Source organism: Pseudomonas sp. BCRC 81390 (assembly GCF_030341915.1).
GTDB lineage: Bacteria > Pseudomonadota > Gammaproteobacteria > Pseudomonadales > Pseudomonadaceae > Aquipseudomonas.
In genome coordinates this window covers 58,364-74,466 of record NZ_JATAAG010000010.1, presented here as the reverse complement: position 1 = coordinate 74,466, position 16,103 = coordinate 58,364, and the positions used below count along the sequence as shown (strand labels likewise).

Below are 16,103 nucleotides of genomic sequence, written 5' to 3'. Positions count from 1 at the left end.
GCCGCAAGGCGGCCCCAAACTCGGAATCAGGTCGCCGAACTGTACCGACGAACACCGTTCTCCTGCTGCGGCAACTGTGCCGCCACGCTGCCGGGCACGGGGAACAGCACCAGGTGGTCGGCCTTCACCGCAATCCCCACATCGTCACCGACCTGGTGGTCGCTATGGCTGGGGAATATCGCTTCCAGCTGGCTGCCAGTGGGCAATTGCAGGCGGTAAAGGGTCGATGCCCCCAGGAAACTCTTGCCGATGATCTTCGCTTGCAGTGCGCTGCCAGGCGCATGGACGATGTCGTCAGGGCGCAGCAGCACATCCACCGAGCTGCCCGGGGCCATGATGTAGGCCCGGTTGCCGCGCAGTTCACCCAGTTCGGTATTGACCGCCTCGTGGCTGCTCATCTGCCCACGGATGAAATATCCCTGGCCGATGAAACTGGCCACGAACGGCGTCTGCGGCTCGTGGTAGAGGTTGTAGGGGGTATCCCATTGCTCCAGGCGGCCTTCCTTGAACACGCCGACCTGATCGCTGACGGCAAAAGCTTCTTCCTGATCATGGGTAACCAGGATGGCGCTGGTGCCACGGCTTTTGAGAATGTCGCGGACTTCATGGCTCAGGCGCCGACGCAGCTCAACGTCAAGGTTGGAAAACGGCTCGTCGAGGAGCAGCAATTGTGGCTCGGGGGCCAGTGCACGGGCCAGTGCGACCCGTTGCTGCTGCCCACCGGACAGTTCATGCGGGTAGCGCCCACCCAGGCCGCCCAGCTTGACCAGCTCGAGCATCTCGTCGATGACTTCAGCCTGGCGCGGGTGCTTGGCGATGCCGAAGGCAATGTTCTGCGCCACGGTCAGGTGCGGGAACAGTGCGTAGTCCTGGAACACCATGCCGATGCGGCGTTTTTCCGGTGCCAGGGTGAATCCGGCCCGGGAAATGACCTCGCCGGCCAGTTGGATCTCGCCTTCGTGCACCGGTTCGAAACCGGCGATTGCGCGCAGGGTGGTGGTCTTGCCGCAACCGGAGGACCCTAGCAGGCAACCAATGTCGCCTGCGTTCAGGTGCAGGTTGAGGTTCTGGACGATGCGCTGGTCGCCATAGCCGCAGGCGAGGTTGCGCAGGTTGAGCAGTAGGGGTTGACTCATGCGTGGTGGTAAGCCGGTTCGACAAGGAATTCGAGAAGGGCCTTCTGTGCATGCAAGCGGTTTTCAGCCTGGGCCCAGGCGACCGAACGTGGGTCGTCGAGCAGGTCATGGCTGATTTCCTCGCCACGGTGGGCTGGCAGGCAGTGCATGAACAGGGCGTCGGGTGCCGCCAGGTCGAGCAGTTCGCGGGTGACCTGGTAAGGCGCGAAATGCGCCAGGCGCCGTGCAGTTTCCTCTTCCTGGCCCATCGAAGTCCAGACATCCGTGGTTACCAGGTGGGCGCCGCGCACGGCTTCCTTGGGATCGCGAACGATCTGCACGTGGTCGCCGCCAATGGCCATGAAGCGTGGGTCCGGCTCGTAACCTTGCGGGCAGGCGATGCGCAGCTGGAAGTCGAACTGCCTGGCCGCCTCGATGTACGAGTTGCACATGTTGAAGCCGTCGCCGATCCAGGCCACGGTCTTGCCCTGGATCGCCCCGCGCTGTTCAAGGAAGGTCTGCATGTCGGCCAGCAGCTGGCACGGGTGCGACTCGTCGGACAGGGCGTTGATTACCGGCACGCGCGAATTTGCGGCGAACTCGGTAAGGGTACTGTGGGCATGGGTACGAATCATCACCACGTCGAGCATGCTCGACAGCACGATGGCGCTGTCAGCGATCGGCTCGCCGCGCCCCAGCTGGGTATCGCGCGGGGACAGGAAGATGGCCTGGCCGCCGAGCTGGATCATGCCGGCCTCGAACGACACCCGGGTCCGCGTCGAGGACTTTTCGAAGATCATGCCCAGCACGCGGTTCTTCAAGGGCTCGAACAGCACGCCTCGCTTGCGCAGGTCCTTCAGCTCGATGCCGCGGCGGATCACCCCGAGCAATTCGTCGGTGGTGAAGTCCAGCAGGGAGAGAAAGTGCCTAGCGCTCATGTTTGACTACCTTATCTGCAACGGTATGCAGGTCGACCGTATGGTTTTTTTGACAACGGGAGTGACCTGCGGCGTAAGCCGCACGGAGGCGGACGAAATAGGGGAAGGCGCAATACTATAAGTAAATGTCGCCTGAAGCCAAGAGGGGAAACAGTCGCTCGGTGGCAAAGGGTGTTGCAAGGGGTGTATTGGCCGACGGGCAGTGCTGTTTTTTATTTGCTACAGAGGGTTGTACACGGCTTGCTGGCAGGTTGGCAAATGGCTGTCGCAAATCGTGTGCCTGATGTCGGTGGATTCACACCGCGAAGTGCGCTGGTAGGCACCCGGGCCTGGGCGCATAGTCGCGGTTCGTCCATCACAACAAGGCAGAGGCGGCCATGACCAAGACCCTGCATCACCGTGCCTGTCACCTGTGCGAAGCGATCTGCGGGCTGAACATCGAAGTGAGCCACGAGGAAGGCGGGCCGGCGCTGATCAGCTCGATCAAGGGCGACCCCCTGGACCCGTTCAGCCGCGGCCATGTCTGCCCCAAGGCAGTTGCCCTGCAGGATATCCAGAACGATCCCGACCGGTTGCGCCAGCCGCACAAGCGGGTAGGCGAGCGCTGGCAGGCCATCGGCTGGGAAGAAGCCTTCGCCTTCGCCGCCGACAGGCTGTGGGCGGTCCAGCAGGCCCATGGGCGCAATGCCGTGGCGGTGTACCAGGGCAACCCGAGCGTGCACAACTATGGTTTGATGACCCACAGCAACTACTTCCTCGGGTTGCTTAAAACCCGTAACCGCTTTTCCGCCACCTCTGTGGACCAGCTGCCGCAGCACCTGGTCAGCCATCTCATGTATGGCCATGGCCTGCTGTTGCCGATCCCGGACATCGACCATACCGGCTTCATGCTGATTCTCGGCGGCAACCCGCTGGCCTCCAATGGCAGCATCATGACCGTGCCGGACGTGGAAAAGCGCCTGAAGGCCCTGCAAGCCCGCGGCGGGCGCCTGGTGGTGGTGGATCCGCGGCGCAGCGAAACCGCGGCCATGGCCGACCAGCACCTGTTCATCCGTCCCGGCGGGGATGCGGCGCTGTTGTGCGGCGTGCTCAACACCCTGTTCGAAGAGGGCCTGGCGCGCGGCTCGCACTTGCCAGTCGCGGGGCTGCAACAAGTGCGCGAAGCGATCGCGCCGTTCAGCGCCGAGGCCATGAGCGCGCATTGTGGCATCGCTGCGGCTGACATCCGCCAACTGGCTCGGGACTTCGCCGCCGCCGACAAGGCCGTGTGCTACGGCCGCATGGGCGTCTCGACCCAGGCGTTCGGTACCCTCTGCCACTGGCTGGTGCAATTGATCAACCTGGTGACCGGCAACCTTGACCGTCAAGGCGGTGCGTTGTGCACCGAGCCTGCTGTCGATCTGGTGGCGACTACCTCCGGTGGCCATTTCAACGCCTGGCAAAGCCGCGTGTCGGGCTTGCCGGAATACGCCGGCGAGCTTCCCGTGGCGGCACTGGCCGAAGAAATCCTCACTCCCGGCGACGGTCAGGTGCGTGCCCTGGTGACGGTCGCCGGCAACCCGGTATTGTCCACGCCTAACGGCCGCCAGCTGGATGCCGCGCTGCAGGGGCTGGAGTTCATGCTCAGCATCGACTTGTACATCAACGAGACCACCCGCCATGCCGACCTGATCCTGCCTTCGACTTCGGCGCTGGAGAACGACCACTACGACACCACGTTCAACCTGCTGGCAGTGCGCAATGTGACCCGTTTCAATCGCGCGATCCTGGCCAAGCCGGAAGGGGCATTGCACGACTGGGAGATCTTCGTCGGCCTGGCACAGGCCTTCGCCAGGCGCGCCGAGCTCGAGTTGAAACCAACCCTGGCACCGGCACAGATGATTGACCTGGCCCTGCGCAAGGGGCCATATGGCGAAACGACGCCCTGGCAGCTTTCCCTGGCCACCCTCGGCCAGCACCCGCACGGCCTTGACCTCGGGCCATTGCGTGGCAACCTCGTCACGCGCCTGAAGACCGCCAGCAAGGCAGTCGAGGCGGCACCGCTAGTGCTCCTGGATGACCTGCAGCGCCTGGCGCAGCAACCCGCACCGGTGCCAGGCGAACTGCTGCTGATCGGCCGCCGCCACGTGCGCAGCAACAATTCGTGGATGCACAACTTCCACCGTCTGGTGAAGGGCAAGCCGCGCCATCAGTTGCTGATGCACCCGCAAGACCTGCAGCAGCGGCAACTGCAGGATGGCCAGCGGGTACGCATTCGCTCGCGCACCGGCACGCTGGAGGTCGAAGTACAGGCTTGTGACGACATCATGCCCGGTGTAGTCAGCCTGCCCCACGGTTTTGGCCATGCGCGCGATGGTGTGCAATTGCAGGTGGCCCGGGCGCAACCGGGCGTGAGCGCAAACGACCTCACCGATGAACGCCTGCGTGACCCTGTTTCCGGCAATGCAGCGCTCAATGGCGTGCCGGTGCAGATAGAGGCCGCATAGGGGACGGTAAGGCCGAGCATGCTGCTCGGCTTTCCGTTACAATGCCTCACCGTGCCGACGACCGCGTCGGAAAGTTAAGCCGAGGTGCTACATGGATATCATCGAAACGATCAAAGAGCAGATTGCCAACAACACCATTCTGCTTTACATGAAAGGCTCGCCGAATGCCCCGCAGTGTGGCTTCTCTGCGCGTGCATCGCAGGCCGTGATGGGTTGTGGCGAGAAGTTCGCCTACGTCGACATCCTGCAGAACCCGGAAATTCGCGCCAACCTGCCCAAATACGCCAACTGGCCGACTTTCCCGCAACTGTGGGTAGCCGGTGAGCTGGTTGGTGGCAGCGACATCATGCTGGAAATGTTCGAGAAGGGTGAGCTGCAGACCCTGATCAAGGAAGCGGCCGCCAAGGCCAAGGCTTCTGAAGCCTGATATTCCGGCAAGCATGAAAAAACCCGCTGATTGCGGGTTTTTTCATGCGCCGAATATTTACTCTTCGCCCATCTGCGACTGCAGGTAGTTTTCGATACCGATCTTGTCGATCAGCCCCAGCTGGGTTTCCAGCCAGTCGATGTGTTCTTCCTCGGACTCGAGGATATCTTCGAGCAGGTCACGCGAGCCGAAGTCGCCAGCGGTTTCGCAGTGTGCGATGGCTGCCTTCAGGTCGACCAGGCCCTTCTGTTCGATCTTCAGGTCACATTCGAGCATCTCTTTGGTGTGCTCGCCGATCAGCAACTTGCCTAGGTCCTGGACGTTGGGGATCCCTTCGAGGAAGAGAATACGCTTGATCAATTTGTCAGCGTGCTTCATCTCGTCGATGGATTCCTTGTACTCATGCTTGCCGAGTTTGTTCAGGCCCCAATCTTCGTACATGCGTGCGTGCAGGAAATACTGGTTGATCGCGACCAGCTCGTTTCCGAGGATCTTGTTGAGATGCTGGATGACGCTTACGTCGCCTTTCATGTCGGGTTCCTGCCCTGTAGAAGTGTGCCAATACACTGAAGTTTGAGCCCGATGCCCAAGTGTGTCAAACCTAAGTTCTTGAATAATAAGTGAAAATTAATAGGAATAAGAATGTTTGTGAACCGCGTTGGAACGCTAACTTATTGAATTTCAGGCATAAAAAAACCGGACGCTAGGTCCGGTTCTTCAAATTCTGGGGATCAGGCGGCGGTAAATTCTACCGGGTAGGGCAGGGCGGCCTGGCTGACCTGGAGCTCGGTCAGGGTCTCGCGAACCACCTGCTTGGCCAGGCAGGCGCATTTGCCACACTGGCTGGCGACGTTGGTCGCGGCTCGCACTTCCTTGTAACTGCAGCATCCTTCGTAGATCGCATCGCGGATCTGTCCGTCGGTAACGCCGACACAAAGACACACATACATAAAGGCTGACCATCGTTGCTGGGCTCGATGGGGAGGAGCTTAATGGTAATGAGAATGCTTGTCAAAGGACTTTCTGGAAGGGCCGCGCTTGAGCGACCGGCGGTTGCTTCGTCGTGGGAGTCGGCCTGTCACCAGAAGCCGTGTATGATGGTTGGCCTTTGTTGGATGTCGGGCAGGCCCGTCTGGCCCGACAAACGTTTTTCACCCTCATCAGGAGATTACAATGAGCGTACTCGTTGGTAAGAAAGCCCCCGATTTCACCGTGCCGGCCGTGCTGGGCAATGGCGAAATCGTCGACAGCTTCAACCTGGCTTCGGCCATCAAGGGCAAGTACGGCCTGGTGTTCTTCTACCCGCTGGACTTCACCTTTGTCTGCCCGTCCGAGCTGATCGCTCTGGACCACCGCATCCCTGACTTCCAGGCGCGCAACGTCGAAGTGATCGGCGTGTCGATCGACTCGCACTTCACCCACAACGCCTGGCGTAACACCCCGGTCAACAACGGCGGTATCGGCCAGGTCAAGTACACCCTGGCTGCCGACATGACCCACGAAATCTGCAAAGCCTACGACGTCGAGTCCGAAGGCGGCGTGGCCTTCCGTGGCGCCTTCCTGATCGACACCAACGGTGTTGTTCGTTCGCAGATCGTCAACGACCTGCCGCTGGGCCGTAACATGGACGAGCTGCTGCGTCTGGTCGACGCCCTGCAGTTCCACGAGGAGCACGGCGAAGTCTGCCCTGCCAACTGGAAGAAAGGCGACAAGGGCATGAACGCTTCGCCAGAAGGCGTTGCTGCCTACCTGAGCGAGAACGCTGGCAAGCTGTAATTGCCGCGCGCATGAAAAACCGGCCCTGGTGGCCGGTTTTTTTTGCCGTGCTGTGCCGGCCTCCTGGCGGCGAGTACGATCTCAATCGTTGAAATCGCGCCAGCCGCCCATCTCTTTCCAGCGGTTGACGATGCCGCAGAACAGCTCGGCAGTCTTCTCTGTATCGTAACGCGCCGAGTGCGCCTCACGCCCGTCGAAGTCGATGTCGGCACTCTGGCAGGCCCGCGCCAGTACGGTCTGGCCATAGGCCAGGCCCGCCAGGGTAGCGGTGTCGAAGCTGGAGAACGGGTGGAACGGGTTGCGCTTGAGGTCGTTGCGCATCACCGCTGCATTGAGGAAGCCAAGGTCGAAGCTGCTGTTGTGGCCGACCAGGATCGCACGCTTGCAGCCATTGGCCTTGAGTGCCTTGCGGACGCCGCGGAAGATGTCGGTCAGCGCGCTTTCTTCGCTCACCGCCATGCGCAGCGGGTGATCCAGCTTGATCCCGGTGAATTCCAGCGCGGCTGGCTCGATGTTGGCGCCTTCGAACGGTTCCACCCGGTGGAAGTAGGTGTGCTCGGGGAACAGGAAACCCTTTTCGTCCATGCCGATGGTGACTGCGGCGATTTCCAGCAACGCGTCGGTGGCGCTGTTGAAACCACCGGTTTCAACGTCCACCACGACCGGCAGGTAGCCACGGAAGCGTTCGGCCATCGGGTGACGCGAACCGCTGCTGCCCTGGGTATCGAGGTCGTCTTCGTAGAGGTCTTCGCTCACGCGTTTTCCTCCAGCAGGCGCCAGCGCAGTTTTTCGCCGGCGCGCAGCGGGACTACGGTCTGCTCACCAAACGGCAGGCTGTCCGGGGCGGTCCATTCTTCGCGAACCAGGGTAATGGTGTCGGTGTTCGCCGGCAGGCCATAGAAGGCCGGGCCGTGCAGGCTGGCGAAGCCTTCCAGCTTGTCCAGCGCGTTACGCTGCTCGAACGCTTCGGCGTACATCTCGATGGCTGCGTAGGCGGTGTAGCACCCGGCGCAGCCGCAGGCAGCTTCCTTGGCGTGACGTGCGTGCGGGGCCGAGTCGGTGCCCAGGAAGAACTTCGGGTTGCCGCTGGTGGCGGCGTCCAGCAGTGCCACCTGGTGGGTGTTGCGCTTGAGGATCGGCAGGCAGTAGAAGTGCGGGCGAATGCCGCCAACCAGCATGTGGTTGCGGTTGTACAGCAAATGCTGGGCGGTGATGGTGGCGCCGACGTTGGCCGGGGCCTCGGTGACGAACTGGGCGGCATCGCTGGTGGTGATGTGCTCGAACACCACTTTCAGCGTTGGGAAGCGCTCGACCACACGGCGCATGTGTTCGTCGATGAAGCGCTTCTCACGGTCGAACACGTCGATCTCGCTGCGGGTCACTTCGCCGTGCACCAGCAGTGGCATGCCGACTTCCGCCAGCGCCTCGATGGCCGGGAAGATATTGTCGATGCTGGTCACGCCCGAGTCGGAGTTGGTGGTAGCGCCGGCCGGGTACAGCTTGGCGGCGTACACGAAGCCGCTGGCCTTGGCCGCGCGGATGTCCGCGGGGCTGGTGCGGTCGGTAAGGTACAGCACCATCAGTGGTTCGAAGCGGCTGCCGGCCGGCCGGGCAGCCAGGATGCGCTCACGGTAGGCGCCGGCTTCGACGGCATTGCGAACCGGTGGAACCAGGTTGGGCATGATGATGGCACGGGCGAAGGTACGCGCCACGTCGCCAACGGTATGGGGCAGGACGGCACCATCGCGCAGATGGATGTGCCAGTCGTCGGGACGCAGGAGGGTCAGGCGATCGGACATTGGGGATTCCAGGCGGGTCGAACTCAAGCCCCAATGCTACCGGAAAACCCCGGGTGGAGCACGGCTATCAAGTTTTCCGGCTGGCGTCCGATAGCCTGCAGGTAAGCCGTCAGAATTTGTGGAGCCGCCCGTGCGCCAGCGTTACCTAGCCCTATTGACCCTGTTCGCCAGCCTGCCGGCTGGTGCGCTGACTTTCCAGACGCGCATGGAAAATATCGCCTGGAAGGTCGAGGGTGACCAGTTCGAGTGTCGGCTGGTGCAGCCGATCGACGGCTTTGGCAGTGGTGAGTTCGTGCGCCGTGCGGGCGAACAGCCGGTGTTCCAGCTGCGTTCGGACAGCAACGCGCTGGGTGCCGGCACCGCGAGCTTGCTGGCCGCCGCTGCGCCGTGGCAACCCGGGCGCAGCGACATCAACCTGGGCAGCGTGCGCATGGCCCGCACCGGCGTGTTGTTCAGCTCGTCGCAGGGCCAGGCCAGCCGGCTGATCAATGGCCTGCTCGACGGCCGCAGCACCGTGGTGCGCAATTATGCCGGCGAGGCGGGCAGGCCAATGGAAGTGCGGGTGCTGCCGGTCAGCTTTGCCAAGGCCTACAGCGACTACCAGGCCTGTGCCGGCAAGCTGCTGCCGATGAACTATGACCAGGTGCGCCAGACCCAGGTAGGCTTCCCTGGCGGTGGTTTCGATCTGGATCAGTCGGCCAAGGCGCGGCTGGATGTGATCCTCGACTACATGAAGGCCGACCCGACAGTGAACCATGTCGAGCTCAACGGCCACTCGGACAACAGCGGCAACCGCCTGACCAACCGCGATATGTCGCGCCGTCGCGCACTGGCCGTGGCTGACTACCTCAAGGCCAATGGCGTGCCGGAAGAGCAGATCAGTGTGCGCTTCCATGGCGAGCGTTATCCGTTGGCCAAAAACAACAGCGCGGCGAACCGGGCGCGTAACCGTCGCGTGAACATCGAACTGGATCGGGTCGCGGTGGTCGAGAAACCGGTCGAGAAACCGCAGGAAAAACCGGCTGAAGCGGCACTGCCATCCGTGGCTCCGGCCACGGCACCCGCCAGCGCGCCCGCGGCGGCGGCGGGTACAAAGGCACCCTGACATTTCCTGTCGCATATTCCGTCGCCCTTCCGACAGGTTCTGTCGCTTTGTCGTCAGAAGCTGTCGCCCCACTGTAAATTTACCTGCAAGGTCGTTAGAATCGACGCTTTTCCGTACAACCCCGTGGAGTGATGGCATGGCGGACGTAAAAAAGGTCGTACTGGCGTATTCCGGCGGCCTTGATACTTCGGTGATTCTCAAGTGGCTGCAGGATACCTACAACTGCGAAGTGGTGACCTTCACCGCTGACCTGGGGCAGGGCGAAGAGGTCGAGCCGGCCCGCGCCAAGGCCCAGGCAATGGGCGTTAAAGAGATCTACATCGACGACCTGCGCGAAGAGTTCGTGCGTGATTTCGTGTTCCCGATGTTCCGCGCCAACACCGTCTACGAAGGCGAGTACCTGCTGGGTACTTCCATTGCCCGTCCGCTGATCGCCAAGCGCCTGATTGAAATCGCCAATGAAACTGGCGCTGACGCAATCTCCCACGGCGCAACCGGCAAAGGCAACGATCAGGTACGTTTCGAGCTGGGCGCCTACGCCCTGAAACCAGGCGTCAAGGTCATCGCCCCGTGGCGTGAGTGGGACCTGCTGTCCCGCGAGAAGCTGATGGACTATGCCGAGAAGCACGGTATCCCGATCGAACGCCACGGCAAGAAGAAGTCGCCGTACTCGATGGACGCCAACCTGCTGCACATCTCCTACGAAGGCGGGGTCCTGGAAGATACCTGGACCGAGCACGAGGAAGACATGTGGCGTTGGAGCGTCTCGCCCGAGAACGCCCCGGACCAGGCGACCTACATCGAGCTGACCTACCGCAACGGTGACATCGTTGCCATAGATGGCGTCGAGAAGACCCCGGCCACCGTGCTGGCTGACCTGAACCGCATCGGTGGTGCCAACGGCATCGGCCGTCTCGACATCGTCGAGAACCGTTACGTCGGCATGAAGTCGCGTGGTTGCTACGAAACCCCTGGCGGCACCATCATGCTCAAGGCCCACCGTGCCATCGAGTCGATCACCCTGGACCGCGAAGTCGCTCACCTGAAAGATGAGCTGATGCCGAAGTATGCCAGCCTGATCTATACCGGCTACTGGTGGAGCCCGGAGCGCCTGATGCTGCAGCAGATGATCGATGCCTCGCAGGTCAACGTGAACGGCGTGGTGCGCCTGAAACTGTACAAGGGTAACGTCACCGTGGTTGGCCGCAAGTCGGACGACTCGCTGTTCGACGCCAACATCGCCACCTTCGAGGAAGATGGCGGCGCCTACAACCAGGCGGACGCTGCCGGCTTCATCAAGCTCAACGCATTGCGTATGCGCATTGCCGCCAACAAGGGCCGTTCGCTGCTCTGATTTGCTGGCGCATGCCATGGAAACCCCGGCCCAGCCGGGGTTTTTTTTGTCTGCTGCAAACGTGCAGCGCTCAATCGCCTCGGTGTGCGGCATCTTCCTCCAGCGGGCTGACCGACAATTGTGCGCAGAGGCGTTTATCCAGGTTGCAAAAGCGCCATGTCCTGGGTGTTTCCAGCGGTTGGGCCAGTGCACGCAGGAGTTGCTGTTCCATCAACTGGTAAGCATCGGGCCCGGAAAACATGATCGTGACAGGTTCGCCATGTTCGGCCTCGCTGAGCTTGCGGGGTGCGCTTGGCGTGTTATCCGACAATGGGTTGTAGAACGACTTGTAGTTGAAGTTCAGTGTCAGAAAAAACAATGCTGTCAGAAAAAACGGAAATCCTACCAGAAACCAAGTATAGAGATTCTGGCTGGCTTCGCTGAGAAACGGCAGTGTAGCAAGTGCGGAGGATTCGATGATGCCCGCGAAGATGGCAATGATCGTCAGCGGGGCGACAGGTTGTCGTTCGGGCATAAGGGCTGTCTCCGGCGTTTTTACCCATTGTTGCCTTGCTGTGCCGCGCAACTAAAGACTGGACTGTTTCCCGGGCGACGAATCATCGCCGTCCTGCGCGCTGGCGAGGGTTTTCAATGGCTCGTGTTGAGCCTTTCAACGGGAAGAGGGGCCCTGAATGGGCATGTGTTGAAACACGGGTAATAGTATTTACTGTCTTGTTCAGGAAGTTTGTTGTTACAGGCGTAGTAGTGGTGTGTAGGAAATTTCTGTAAGTACTGTAGGTTTCATCTGTTCATCTGTTTCTTCGGCAAATCGTCGCGCCATCTGGCGTTCTGTCGGTTATCGTGGCGTCCCAAAGCAGAACAATGAATGGATATCGCATGAATAAAGTGCTTATCGTGGATGATCACCCGGTCATACGCCTGGCCGTACGCATGCTGATGGAGCGGCATGGTTATGACGTCGTCGCGGAGACTGACAACGGCGTGGCTGCACTGCAGCTGACACGGCAACACCTACCGGATATCGTGGTGCTGGATATCGGCATTCCCAAGCTGGACGGCCTGGAGGTGATTGCCCGCATGACAACCTTCAGCCCAGGCAGCAAGGTGCTGGTGCTGACATCGCAGGCACCTGGCAACTTCTCGATGCGTTGCATGCAGGCAGGGGCGGCAGGGTACGTGTGCAAGCAGCAAGAGCTAACGGAGTTGCTGAGCGCCATCAAGGCGGTGTTATCGGGCTACAGCTACTTCCCCAACCAGGCGCTGCATGCATCACGGGGCAAGGGAGGAGGAAGCGAGGCCGATATGGTCAACCGCCTCTCGGCGCGCGAGATGACAGTGTTGCAACAGTTGGCAAGAGGGCGTTCGAACAAGGAGATTGCCGACAGCATGTTCCTCAGCAACAAGACGATCAGTACCTACAAGTCACGCCTGTTGCTGAAGCTGAATGCGCGTTCGCTGGTCGACCTGATCGAACTGGCGCAACGTCAGGGGCTGAATTGATTGCCAGGCCGTAAAGCCTCCAGCCAGGAGGCTTTGCCAGCGCTGAAGGCCTGGGGTCTAAAGGTCGTAGTCGAAATCGGCCAACTGTTTCTGCAGGCGTCTTTCTTCCAGCATGTTATCGATGGTGCGGCGTTTGCTCAGGTTGGTCTTTGCAATTTCCACCACGGGCTCCGCTTCATCCTCTGCGGCAACAAAATCATCTTCGATCGACAGGTCGTCTTTATCGCTACTCATGAGTCGCTCCAAGCCAAGGGGCCATTGGCCGTCCTTATAACCAGAAAGCAGACGCTGGTAAAAAAGATTTTTTCAATCGTGCTGGATGGTTTTCGTCTATCGAATCAATCGTCGGACGTCTTGTGCTTGTACTCGCACAAATCTTCGATCCGGCAGCTGCCGCACCGTGGCTTGCGGGCCTGGCACACATAGCGGCCGTGCAGGATCAGCCAGTGGTGGGCGTCGAGCAGGTATGCCTTCGGGACGAACTTGATGAGCTTTTTCTCCACCTCCAGCACCGTCTTGCCCGGCGCGATGCCGGTACGGTTGCTGACCCTGAAGATATGCGTGTCCACCGCCATGGTTGGCTGGCGAAACGCGGTGTTGAGCACCACGTTGGCGGTCTTGCGGCCGACCCCGGGCAGTGCCTCCAGGGCTTCGCGGGTTTGCGGCACCTGGCTGCCGTGGCGCTCGATCAGCAGCCGGCAGGCCTCGATGACGTTTTTCGCCTTGCTGTTATACAGACCGATGGTCTTGATGTACTCGCTCAGGCCTTCGACCCCCAGGGCATGGATGGCTTCAGGGGTGTTGGCGACCGGAAACAGGCGGGCGGTGGCCTTGTTGACGCCCACGTCGGTGGCTTGCGCGGACAGGGTCACGGCAACCAACAGCTCGAATGGAGTGGTGTAGGCCAGTTCAGTCTTCGGCTCGGGGTTGTCTTCGTGCAGTCTGCGAAAGATCTCCAGGCGTTTGGCGGCATTCATGAAATCAGCGGGTTCCTTGACGACGTGGGTGGGCAGGGCCTGTACGCAGGTGATTGTACAAGGCCAACAGCAGTCCGAGCAGTATCAGCGCACCGGGTGCCAGGCTGGCCAGGTGCAGGCCAGCAACTTCGCCCAGCCATTGCCGGCTGGCACCGAGCAACAGGCAGGCGCCAAGCAGCGCGGCAAGGTACCTTGCAAGCAGGCGCCAGCGCCCGTGGTCGGGTAGCAGGTGATCGGCGGCCAGGCATTGCAGGCAGAGCAGAGCGGGGTAGTGGCCGAGGGCGACCGCCAAGGGTAGCCACCATGCCCGCAACGCCAGTTGCAGGCAGCTGGCCAGGGCCGCCAGCAGCAACAGGCTGGCCAGCGTGAATGCCCAGCCGGCCAGCCTGCGGCGCAGAGGCGCCAGCAGTATCTGGTGCAGGCCGCCTATCAGCACCGCGCACGCGCCGATGGTAGCGCCTTCGCTCAGTGTCCAGGTGGCACCCAGCAGCGGCACCAGGCTCGCGCCCAGCAGATGCAACCTATTCATGTGTGGTGCCCTCCAGCAGCACGCTGCGCTGCTCGTCGAAATAACTCAGCGCTTCCTGCAGCGCGCTGATCACGGCCCGAGAAGTCACGGTTGCGCCGCTCAACTGGTCGAAGTCACCGTGATCACGTCGCAGTGCCCAATGGTTGCCCGAATGCCGATTCGCAAACTGCTGCAGCCAATTGACTTGCGGGTCCCCCAGGCGAGCACCCAGCCCGGGGCTTTCCTGTTGTTCGACCACCTGGCTGCCGATCAGTCGACCGTCTGTGGCAATGGCGATGCTCAGCACGATCGGGCCGGCATAGCCTTGAGTCTGGGTGACGACAATGATGGCGACCGGGGTTCTCGCCAGCTCGGCCCGGTACGCCGCCAGGATACGGCTGGTTGGCCGTTGTGCAGCGGGCGTGGGCAGCGGGTGGTCCAGTGGCTGGTTGTCGTAGCTACCGTCAGGCAGCACTGCCAGCCGTTCACGGCTTTGCAGCTGTTTTGCGGCGTCGATGATGGCCGGGCTGGTCCAGTGTCGCCAGGCCAGGGTAACCGACACCGCCAGTGCCGCAACCACCAGCAACAGCCCTGCATCACGGACCAGGCGACTCATGGGGCAGCCTGCTGGCGTTGCGCCGCCAGGCGCTCGAGGCTCGGCACCAGAAGGTTCATCAACAGGATGGCGAACGCCGTGCCATCCGGATAGCTGCCCCAGGTGCGAATCAGGTAGATCAACACGCCCGCGCCAACGCCGAACAGCAGTCTGGCCCGCTCATGCCGTGGGCCGGACACCGGTTCGGTGGCGATGAAGAACGCCGCCATCATGGTCGAGCCGGACAACAGGTGCAGCAAGGGGGAACCGTTGGAGTCCGAGCCCGACCCGTTCCAGGCCAGCAGGCTGAACAGAAACAGGCCTGCCAGCAGACCGATCGGCGCATGCCAGCTGATTACCTTGCGCTGCAGCAGGAACAGGCCGCCGAGCAGGAACGCCAGGTTTACCCATTCGTTACCGCGCCCACCCATGCTGCCGAATCCCGGGTGGCTGGCGAACAGCTCGTCGATGGTCAGGCTGCGGTTGTGGCGCAGGCCGTCGAGCAGTGTTGGCCGGGCCCAGGCATCGATCTGGTCGCCACCGGCGAAGACCTGTTGCAGGGTGTCGAGCAGACCGGGTGCCGGTCCGGGCCAATGGTTCATTTGCAGCGGGAAGCTCAACAGCACGAAGGCATAGCCGACCATGGCCGGGTTGAACAGGTTGCGCCCGACCCCGCCGAAGGCCTGCTTGCCGATACCGATGGCCACGCTGGCGGCGGTCACCGGTAGCCACCAAGGCGCCAGGGTGGGCAGGGCGGCGGCCAGCAGTACGGCAGTCACCAGGGCGCTGCCGTCATTCAGCGCCGTGCCCGGCGGTTGCCCACGCAGCAACAGCAGGAGTGCTTCGCACAGCAGCGCAGCACCGGCACACAGCAAGATATTCAGCAGCAGCCCCCAGCCGTGCAGCCATGACAGAACCAGCAGGCCCGGAACGCAGGCCAGCAACACCAGGCCCATGCTGGTGCGCAGCCGCGGATCAGGCCTGACGCTCATTGGTTGAACAACCCGTTGAAGCCGGAAAATGCCAGGGTCATTAACCCGGCGGCGAGCAGTTCGACAGGCAGGCCGCGCAGTACGCCAGGGATGTCGGCATGGCTGCAGCGCTGGCGCAGGTCGGCGAACAACACGAGTGCCAGCCAGAAGCTGCCGCCGACCAGCAGCCCTTGCAGCAAGGTGGTAAACACTGTGTATTCGGCGCTTGCCTGTTGCAGGATCAGCCCGAGCACCACCGCATTGCTCGACAGCAGTGCGGGAAGCTGCGCCACTGGCCAGGCGGGTTGCCAGCGTGCCAATAGCCACGGCACCCCCCAGGCGAGCAGTGCCAGCCAGGGCAACAGCAGGAACAGCTCAAGGTCTTCGGCCAGCAGGGGCATCGCAAGCCTTGCGCCGACTGCTCCCAGTGCGATGCATAGCGCGCAGGCAAGGCCATGTACATGCAGGTGCAGCCTGGGGCCCGGCGGTGGTGACAGGCACAGGTGATTGACCAGCGCGGCACTGATCAGGACCAGAAGGTAATCGCTCATG

19 protein-coding genes are annotated in these 16,103 nt (G+C 61.8%); 6 read left to right on the top strand and 13 right to left on the bottom strand.

The features are described from left to right. Positions 1-26 precede the first annotated feature (26 nt). Positions 27-1,136, bottom strand: coding sequence for an ABC transporter ATP-binding protein (locus QSV36_RS04840; RefSeq protein WP_289130362.1), 1,110 nt, complete (start codon positions 1,134-1,136; stop codon positions 27-29). Continuing rightward, positions 1,133-2,053: an ornithine carbamoyltransferase gene (gene argF / locus QSV36_RS04835; RefSeq protein ID WP_225778997.1), complete on the bottom strand. Its 921-nt coding sequence runs from the start codon at positions 2,051-2,053 to the stop codon at positions 1,133-1,135. The genes QSV36_RS04840 and argF overlap by 4 nt, the downstream gene beginning before the upstream one ends. Before the next feature lie 377 nt (positions 2,054-2,430). On the opposite strand from argF, the gene QSV36_RS04830 reads away from it, so the two are divergent. Both QSV36_RS04830 and grxD read left to right on the top strand, forming a co-directional pair. Beyond that, entirely contained in the window at positions 2,431-4,539 is a 2,109-nt protein-coding gene (locus QSV36_RS04830) for a molybdopterin-dependent oxidoreductase (protein ID WP_289130358.1), read from the top strand. A 91-nt stretch (positions 4,540-4,630) separates the two neighbouring features. After that, entirely contained in the window at positions 4,631-4,966 is a 336-nt protein-coding gene (gene grxD / locus QSV36_RS04825) for a Grx4 family monothiol glutaredoxin (protein ID WP_003254949.1), read from the top strand. 57 nt (positions 4,967-5,023) lie between these two features. Here the strand turns inward: grxD and bfr are convergent, their stop codons facing one another. Both bfr and QSV36_RS04815 read right to left on the bottom strand, forming a co-directional pair. Further along, positions 5,024-5,497, bottom strand: coding sequence for a bacterioferritin (bfr, locus tag QSV36_RS04820; RefSeq protein WP_176506029.1), 474 nt, complete (start codon positions 5,495-5,497; stop codon positions 5,024-5,026). Positions 5,498-5,697: 200 nt separating this feature from the next. Continuing rightward, positions 5,698-5,916 carry a bacterioferritin-associated ferredoxin gene (locus QSV36_RS04815; RefSeq protein ID WP_045185737.1) on the bottom strand — a complete coding sequence of 73 codons (219 nt, stop codon included), beginning with the start codon at positions 5,914-5,916 and terminating at the stop codon, positions 5,698-5,700. Positions 5,917-6,139: 223 nt separating this feature from the next. On the opposite strand from QSV36_RS04815, the gene QSV36_RS04810 reads away from it, so the two are divergent. Beyond that, positions 6,140-6,742 (top strand): peroxiredoxin, encoded by a 603-nt coding sequence (locus QSV36_RS04810; protein WP_009684560.1) that lies wholly within the window; start codon positions 6,140-6,142, stop codon positions 6,740-6,742. Positions 6,743-6,823: 81 nt separating this feature from the next. Here the strand turns inward: QSV36_RS04810 and rnt are convergent, their stop codons facing one another. Continuing rightward, entirely contained in the window at positions 6,824-7,435 is a 612-nt protein-coding gene (gene rnt, locus QSV36_RS04805; RefSeq protein ID WP_225932836.1) for a ribonuclease T, read from the bottom strand. Between the two features lie 59 nt (positions 7,436-7,494). Continuing rightward, complete coding sequence (gene pyrC / locus QSV36_RS04800) at positions 7,495-8,541, bottom strand: dihydroorotase (RefSeq protein WP_289130345.1); 1,047 nt, start codon at positions 8,539-8,541, stop codon at positions 7,495-7,497. Between the two features lie 130 nt (positions 8,542-8,671). On the opposite strand from pyrC, the gene QSV36_RS04795 reads away from it, so the two are divergent. Next, a complete protein-coding gene (locus QSV36_RS04795) occupies positions 8,672-9,646 on the top strand; it encodes a flagellar protein MotY (RefSeq protein ID WP_289130342.1) in 975 nt (324 codons plus the stop codon). Positions 9,647-9,782: 136 nt separating this feature from the next. Then, positions 9,783-11,000 carry an argininosuccinate synthase gene (locus tag QSV36_RS04790; RefSeq protein ID WP_013973956.1) on the top strand — a complete coding sequence of 406 codons (1,218 nt, stop codon included), beginning with the start codon at positions 9,783-9,785 and terminating at the stop codon, positions 10,998-11,000. A gap of 70 nt (positions 11,001-11,070) precedes the next feature. Here the strand turns inward: QSV36_RS04790 and QSV36_RS04785 are convergent, their stop codons facing one another. Continuing rightward, the gene (locus QSV36_RS04785; RefSeq protein ID WP_289130338.1) at positions 11,071-11,514 is read right to left on the bottom strand and encodes a hypothetical protein; all 444 of its coding nucleotides are present in this window, start codon (positions 11,512-11,514) and stop codon (positions 11,071-11,073) included. Between the two features lie 362 nt (positions 11,515-11,876). Here QSV36_RS04785 and QSV36_RS04780 point away from each other — a divergent pair, with 362 nt between their 5' ends. Then, positions 11,877-12,500, top strand: a complete 624-nt coding sequence (locus tag QSV36_RS04780) for a response regulator transcription factor (protein ID WP_225778991.1) — start codon at positions 11,877-11,879, stop codon at positions 12,498-12,500. Between the two features lie 57 nt (positions 12,501-12,557). Here QSV36_RS04780 and QSV36_RS04775 read toward each other — a convergent pair whose 3' ends face one another. The 6 genes from QSV36_RS04775 to QSV36_RS04750 form a co-directional block, all read right to left on the bottom strand. Next, positions 12,558-12,734: a PA3496 family putative envelope integrity protein gene (locus QSV36_RS04775; RefSeq protein WP_225778990.1), complete on the bottom strand. Its 177-nt coding sequence runs from the start codon at positions 12,732-12,734 to the stop codon at positions 12,558-12,560. Between the two features lie 104 nt (positions 12,735-12,838). Next, on the bottom strand, positions 12,839-13,477 hold the full coding sequence (nth, locus tag QSV36_RS04770) for an endonuclease III (protein ID WP_289130333.1): 639 nt from the start codon (positions 13,475-13,477) through the stop codon (positions 12,839-12,841). Between the two features lie 4 nt (positions 13,478-13,481). Further along, positions 13,482-14,006 (bottom strand): NADH:quinone oxidoreductase, encoded by a 525-nt coding sequence (locus QSV36_RS04765; RefSeq protein WP_289130328.1) that lies wholly within the window; start codon positions 14,004-14,006, stop codon positions 13,482-13,484. Beyond that, entirely contained in the window at positions 13,999-14,601 is a 603-nt protein-coding gene (locus QSV36_RS04760) for an RnfABCDGE type electron transport complex subunit G (RefSeq protein ID WP_289130326.1), read from the bottom strand. Before QSV36_RS04760 ends, QSV36_RS04765 begins: the two co-directional genes overlap by 8 nt. After that, positions 14,598-15,572, bottom strand: coding sequence for an RnfABCDGE type electron transport complex subunit D (locus tag QSV36_RS04755; protein ID WP_289130323.1), 975 nt, complete (start codon positions 15,570-15,572; stop codon positions 14,598-14,600). Before QSV36_RS04755 ends, QSV36_RS04760 begins: the two co-directional genes overlap by 4 nt. After that, positions 15,569-16,102, bottom strand: a complete 534-nt coding sequence (locus QSV36_RS04750) for an Rnf-Nqr domain containing protein (protein ID WP_289130321.1) — start codon at positions 16,100-16,102, stop codon at positions 15,569-15,571. The genes QSV36_RS04755 and QSV36_RS04750 overlap by 4 nt, the downstream gene beginning before the upstream one ends. Position 16,103: the final 1 nt, after the last annotated feature.

Bases quoted from the DNA above. Each gene is read 5' to 3' on its own strand.
- QSV36_RS04810 (WP_009684560.1), top strand. From the start codon at position 6,140: ATGAGCGTACTCGTTGGTAAGAAAGCCCCCGATTTCACCGTGCCGGCC.
- grxD (WP_003254949.1), top strand. From the start codon at position 4,631: ATGGATATCATCGAAACGATCAAAGAGCAGATTGCCAACAACACCATT.
- QSV36_RS04750 (WP_289130321.1), bottom strand. From the start codon at position 16,102: ATGAGCGATTACCTTCTGGTCCTGATCAGTGCCGCGCTGGTCAATCAC.
- QSV36_RS04790 (WP_013973956.1), top strand. From the start codon at position 9,783: ATGGCGGACGTAAAAAAGGTCGTACTGGCGTATTCCGGCGGCCTTGAT.
- pyrC (WP_289130345.1), bottom strand. From the start codon at position 8,541: ATGTCCGATCGCCTGACCCTCCTGCGTCCCGACGACTGGCACATCCAT.
- argF (WP_225778997.1), bottom strand. From the start codon at position 2,053: ATGAGCGCTAGGCACTTTCTCTCCCTGCTGGACTTCACCACCGACGAA.
- bfr (WP_176506029.1), bottom strand. From the start codon at position 5,497: ATGAAAGGCGACGTAAGCGTCATCCAGCATCTCAACAAGATCCTCGGA.
- QSV36_RS04785 (WP_289130338.1), bottom strand. From the start codon at position 11,514: ATGCCCGAACGACAACCTGTCGCCCCGCTGACGATCATTGCCATCTTC.
- QSV36_RS04780 (WP_225778991.1), top strand. From the start codon at position 11,877: ATGAATAAAGTGCTTATCGTGGATGATCACCCGGTCATACGCCTGGCC.
- nth (WP_289130333.1), bottom strand. From the start codon at position 13,477: ATGAATGCCGCCAAACGCCTGGAGATCTTTCGCAGACTGCACGAAGAC.
- QSV36_RS04830 (WP_289130358.1), top strand. From the start codon at position 2,431: ATGACCAAGACCCTGCATCACCGTGCCTGTCACCTGTGCGAAGCGATC.
- QSV36_RS04760 (WP_289130326.1), bottom strand. From the start codon at position 14,601: ATGAGTCGCCTGGTCCGTGATGCAGGGCTGTTGCTGGTGGTTGCGGCA.
- QSV36_RS04755 (WP_289130323.1), bottom strand. From the start codon at position 15,572: ATGAGCGTCAGGCCTGATCCGCGGCTGCGCACCAGCATGGGCCTGGTG.
- QSV36_RS04765 (WP_289130328.1), bottom strand. From the start codon at position 14,006: ATGAATAGGTTGCATCTGCTGGGCGCGAGCCTGGTGCCGCTGCTGGGT.
- QSV36_RS04815 (WP_045185737.1), bottom strand. From the start codon at position 5,916: ATGTATGTGTGTCTTTGTGTCGGCGTTACCGACGGACAGATCCGCGAT.
- rnt (WP_225932836.1), bottom strand. From the start codon at position 7,435: ATGGCCGAACGCTTCCGTGGCTACCTGCCGGTCGTGGTGGACGTTGAA.
- QSV36_RS04775 (WP_225778990.1), bottom strand. From the start codon at position 12,734: ATGAGTAGCGATAAAGACGACCTGTCGATCGAAGATGATTTTGTTGCC.
- QSV36_RS04840 (WP_289130362.1), bottom strand. From the start codon at position 1,136: ATGAGTCAACCCCTACTGCTCAACCTGCGCAACCTCGCCTGCGGCTAT.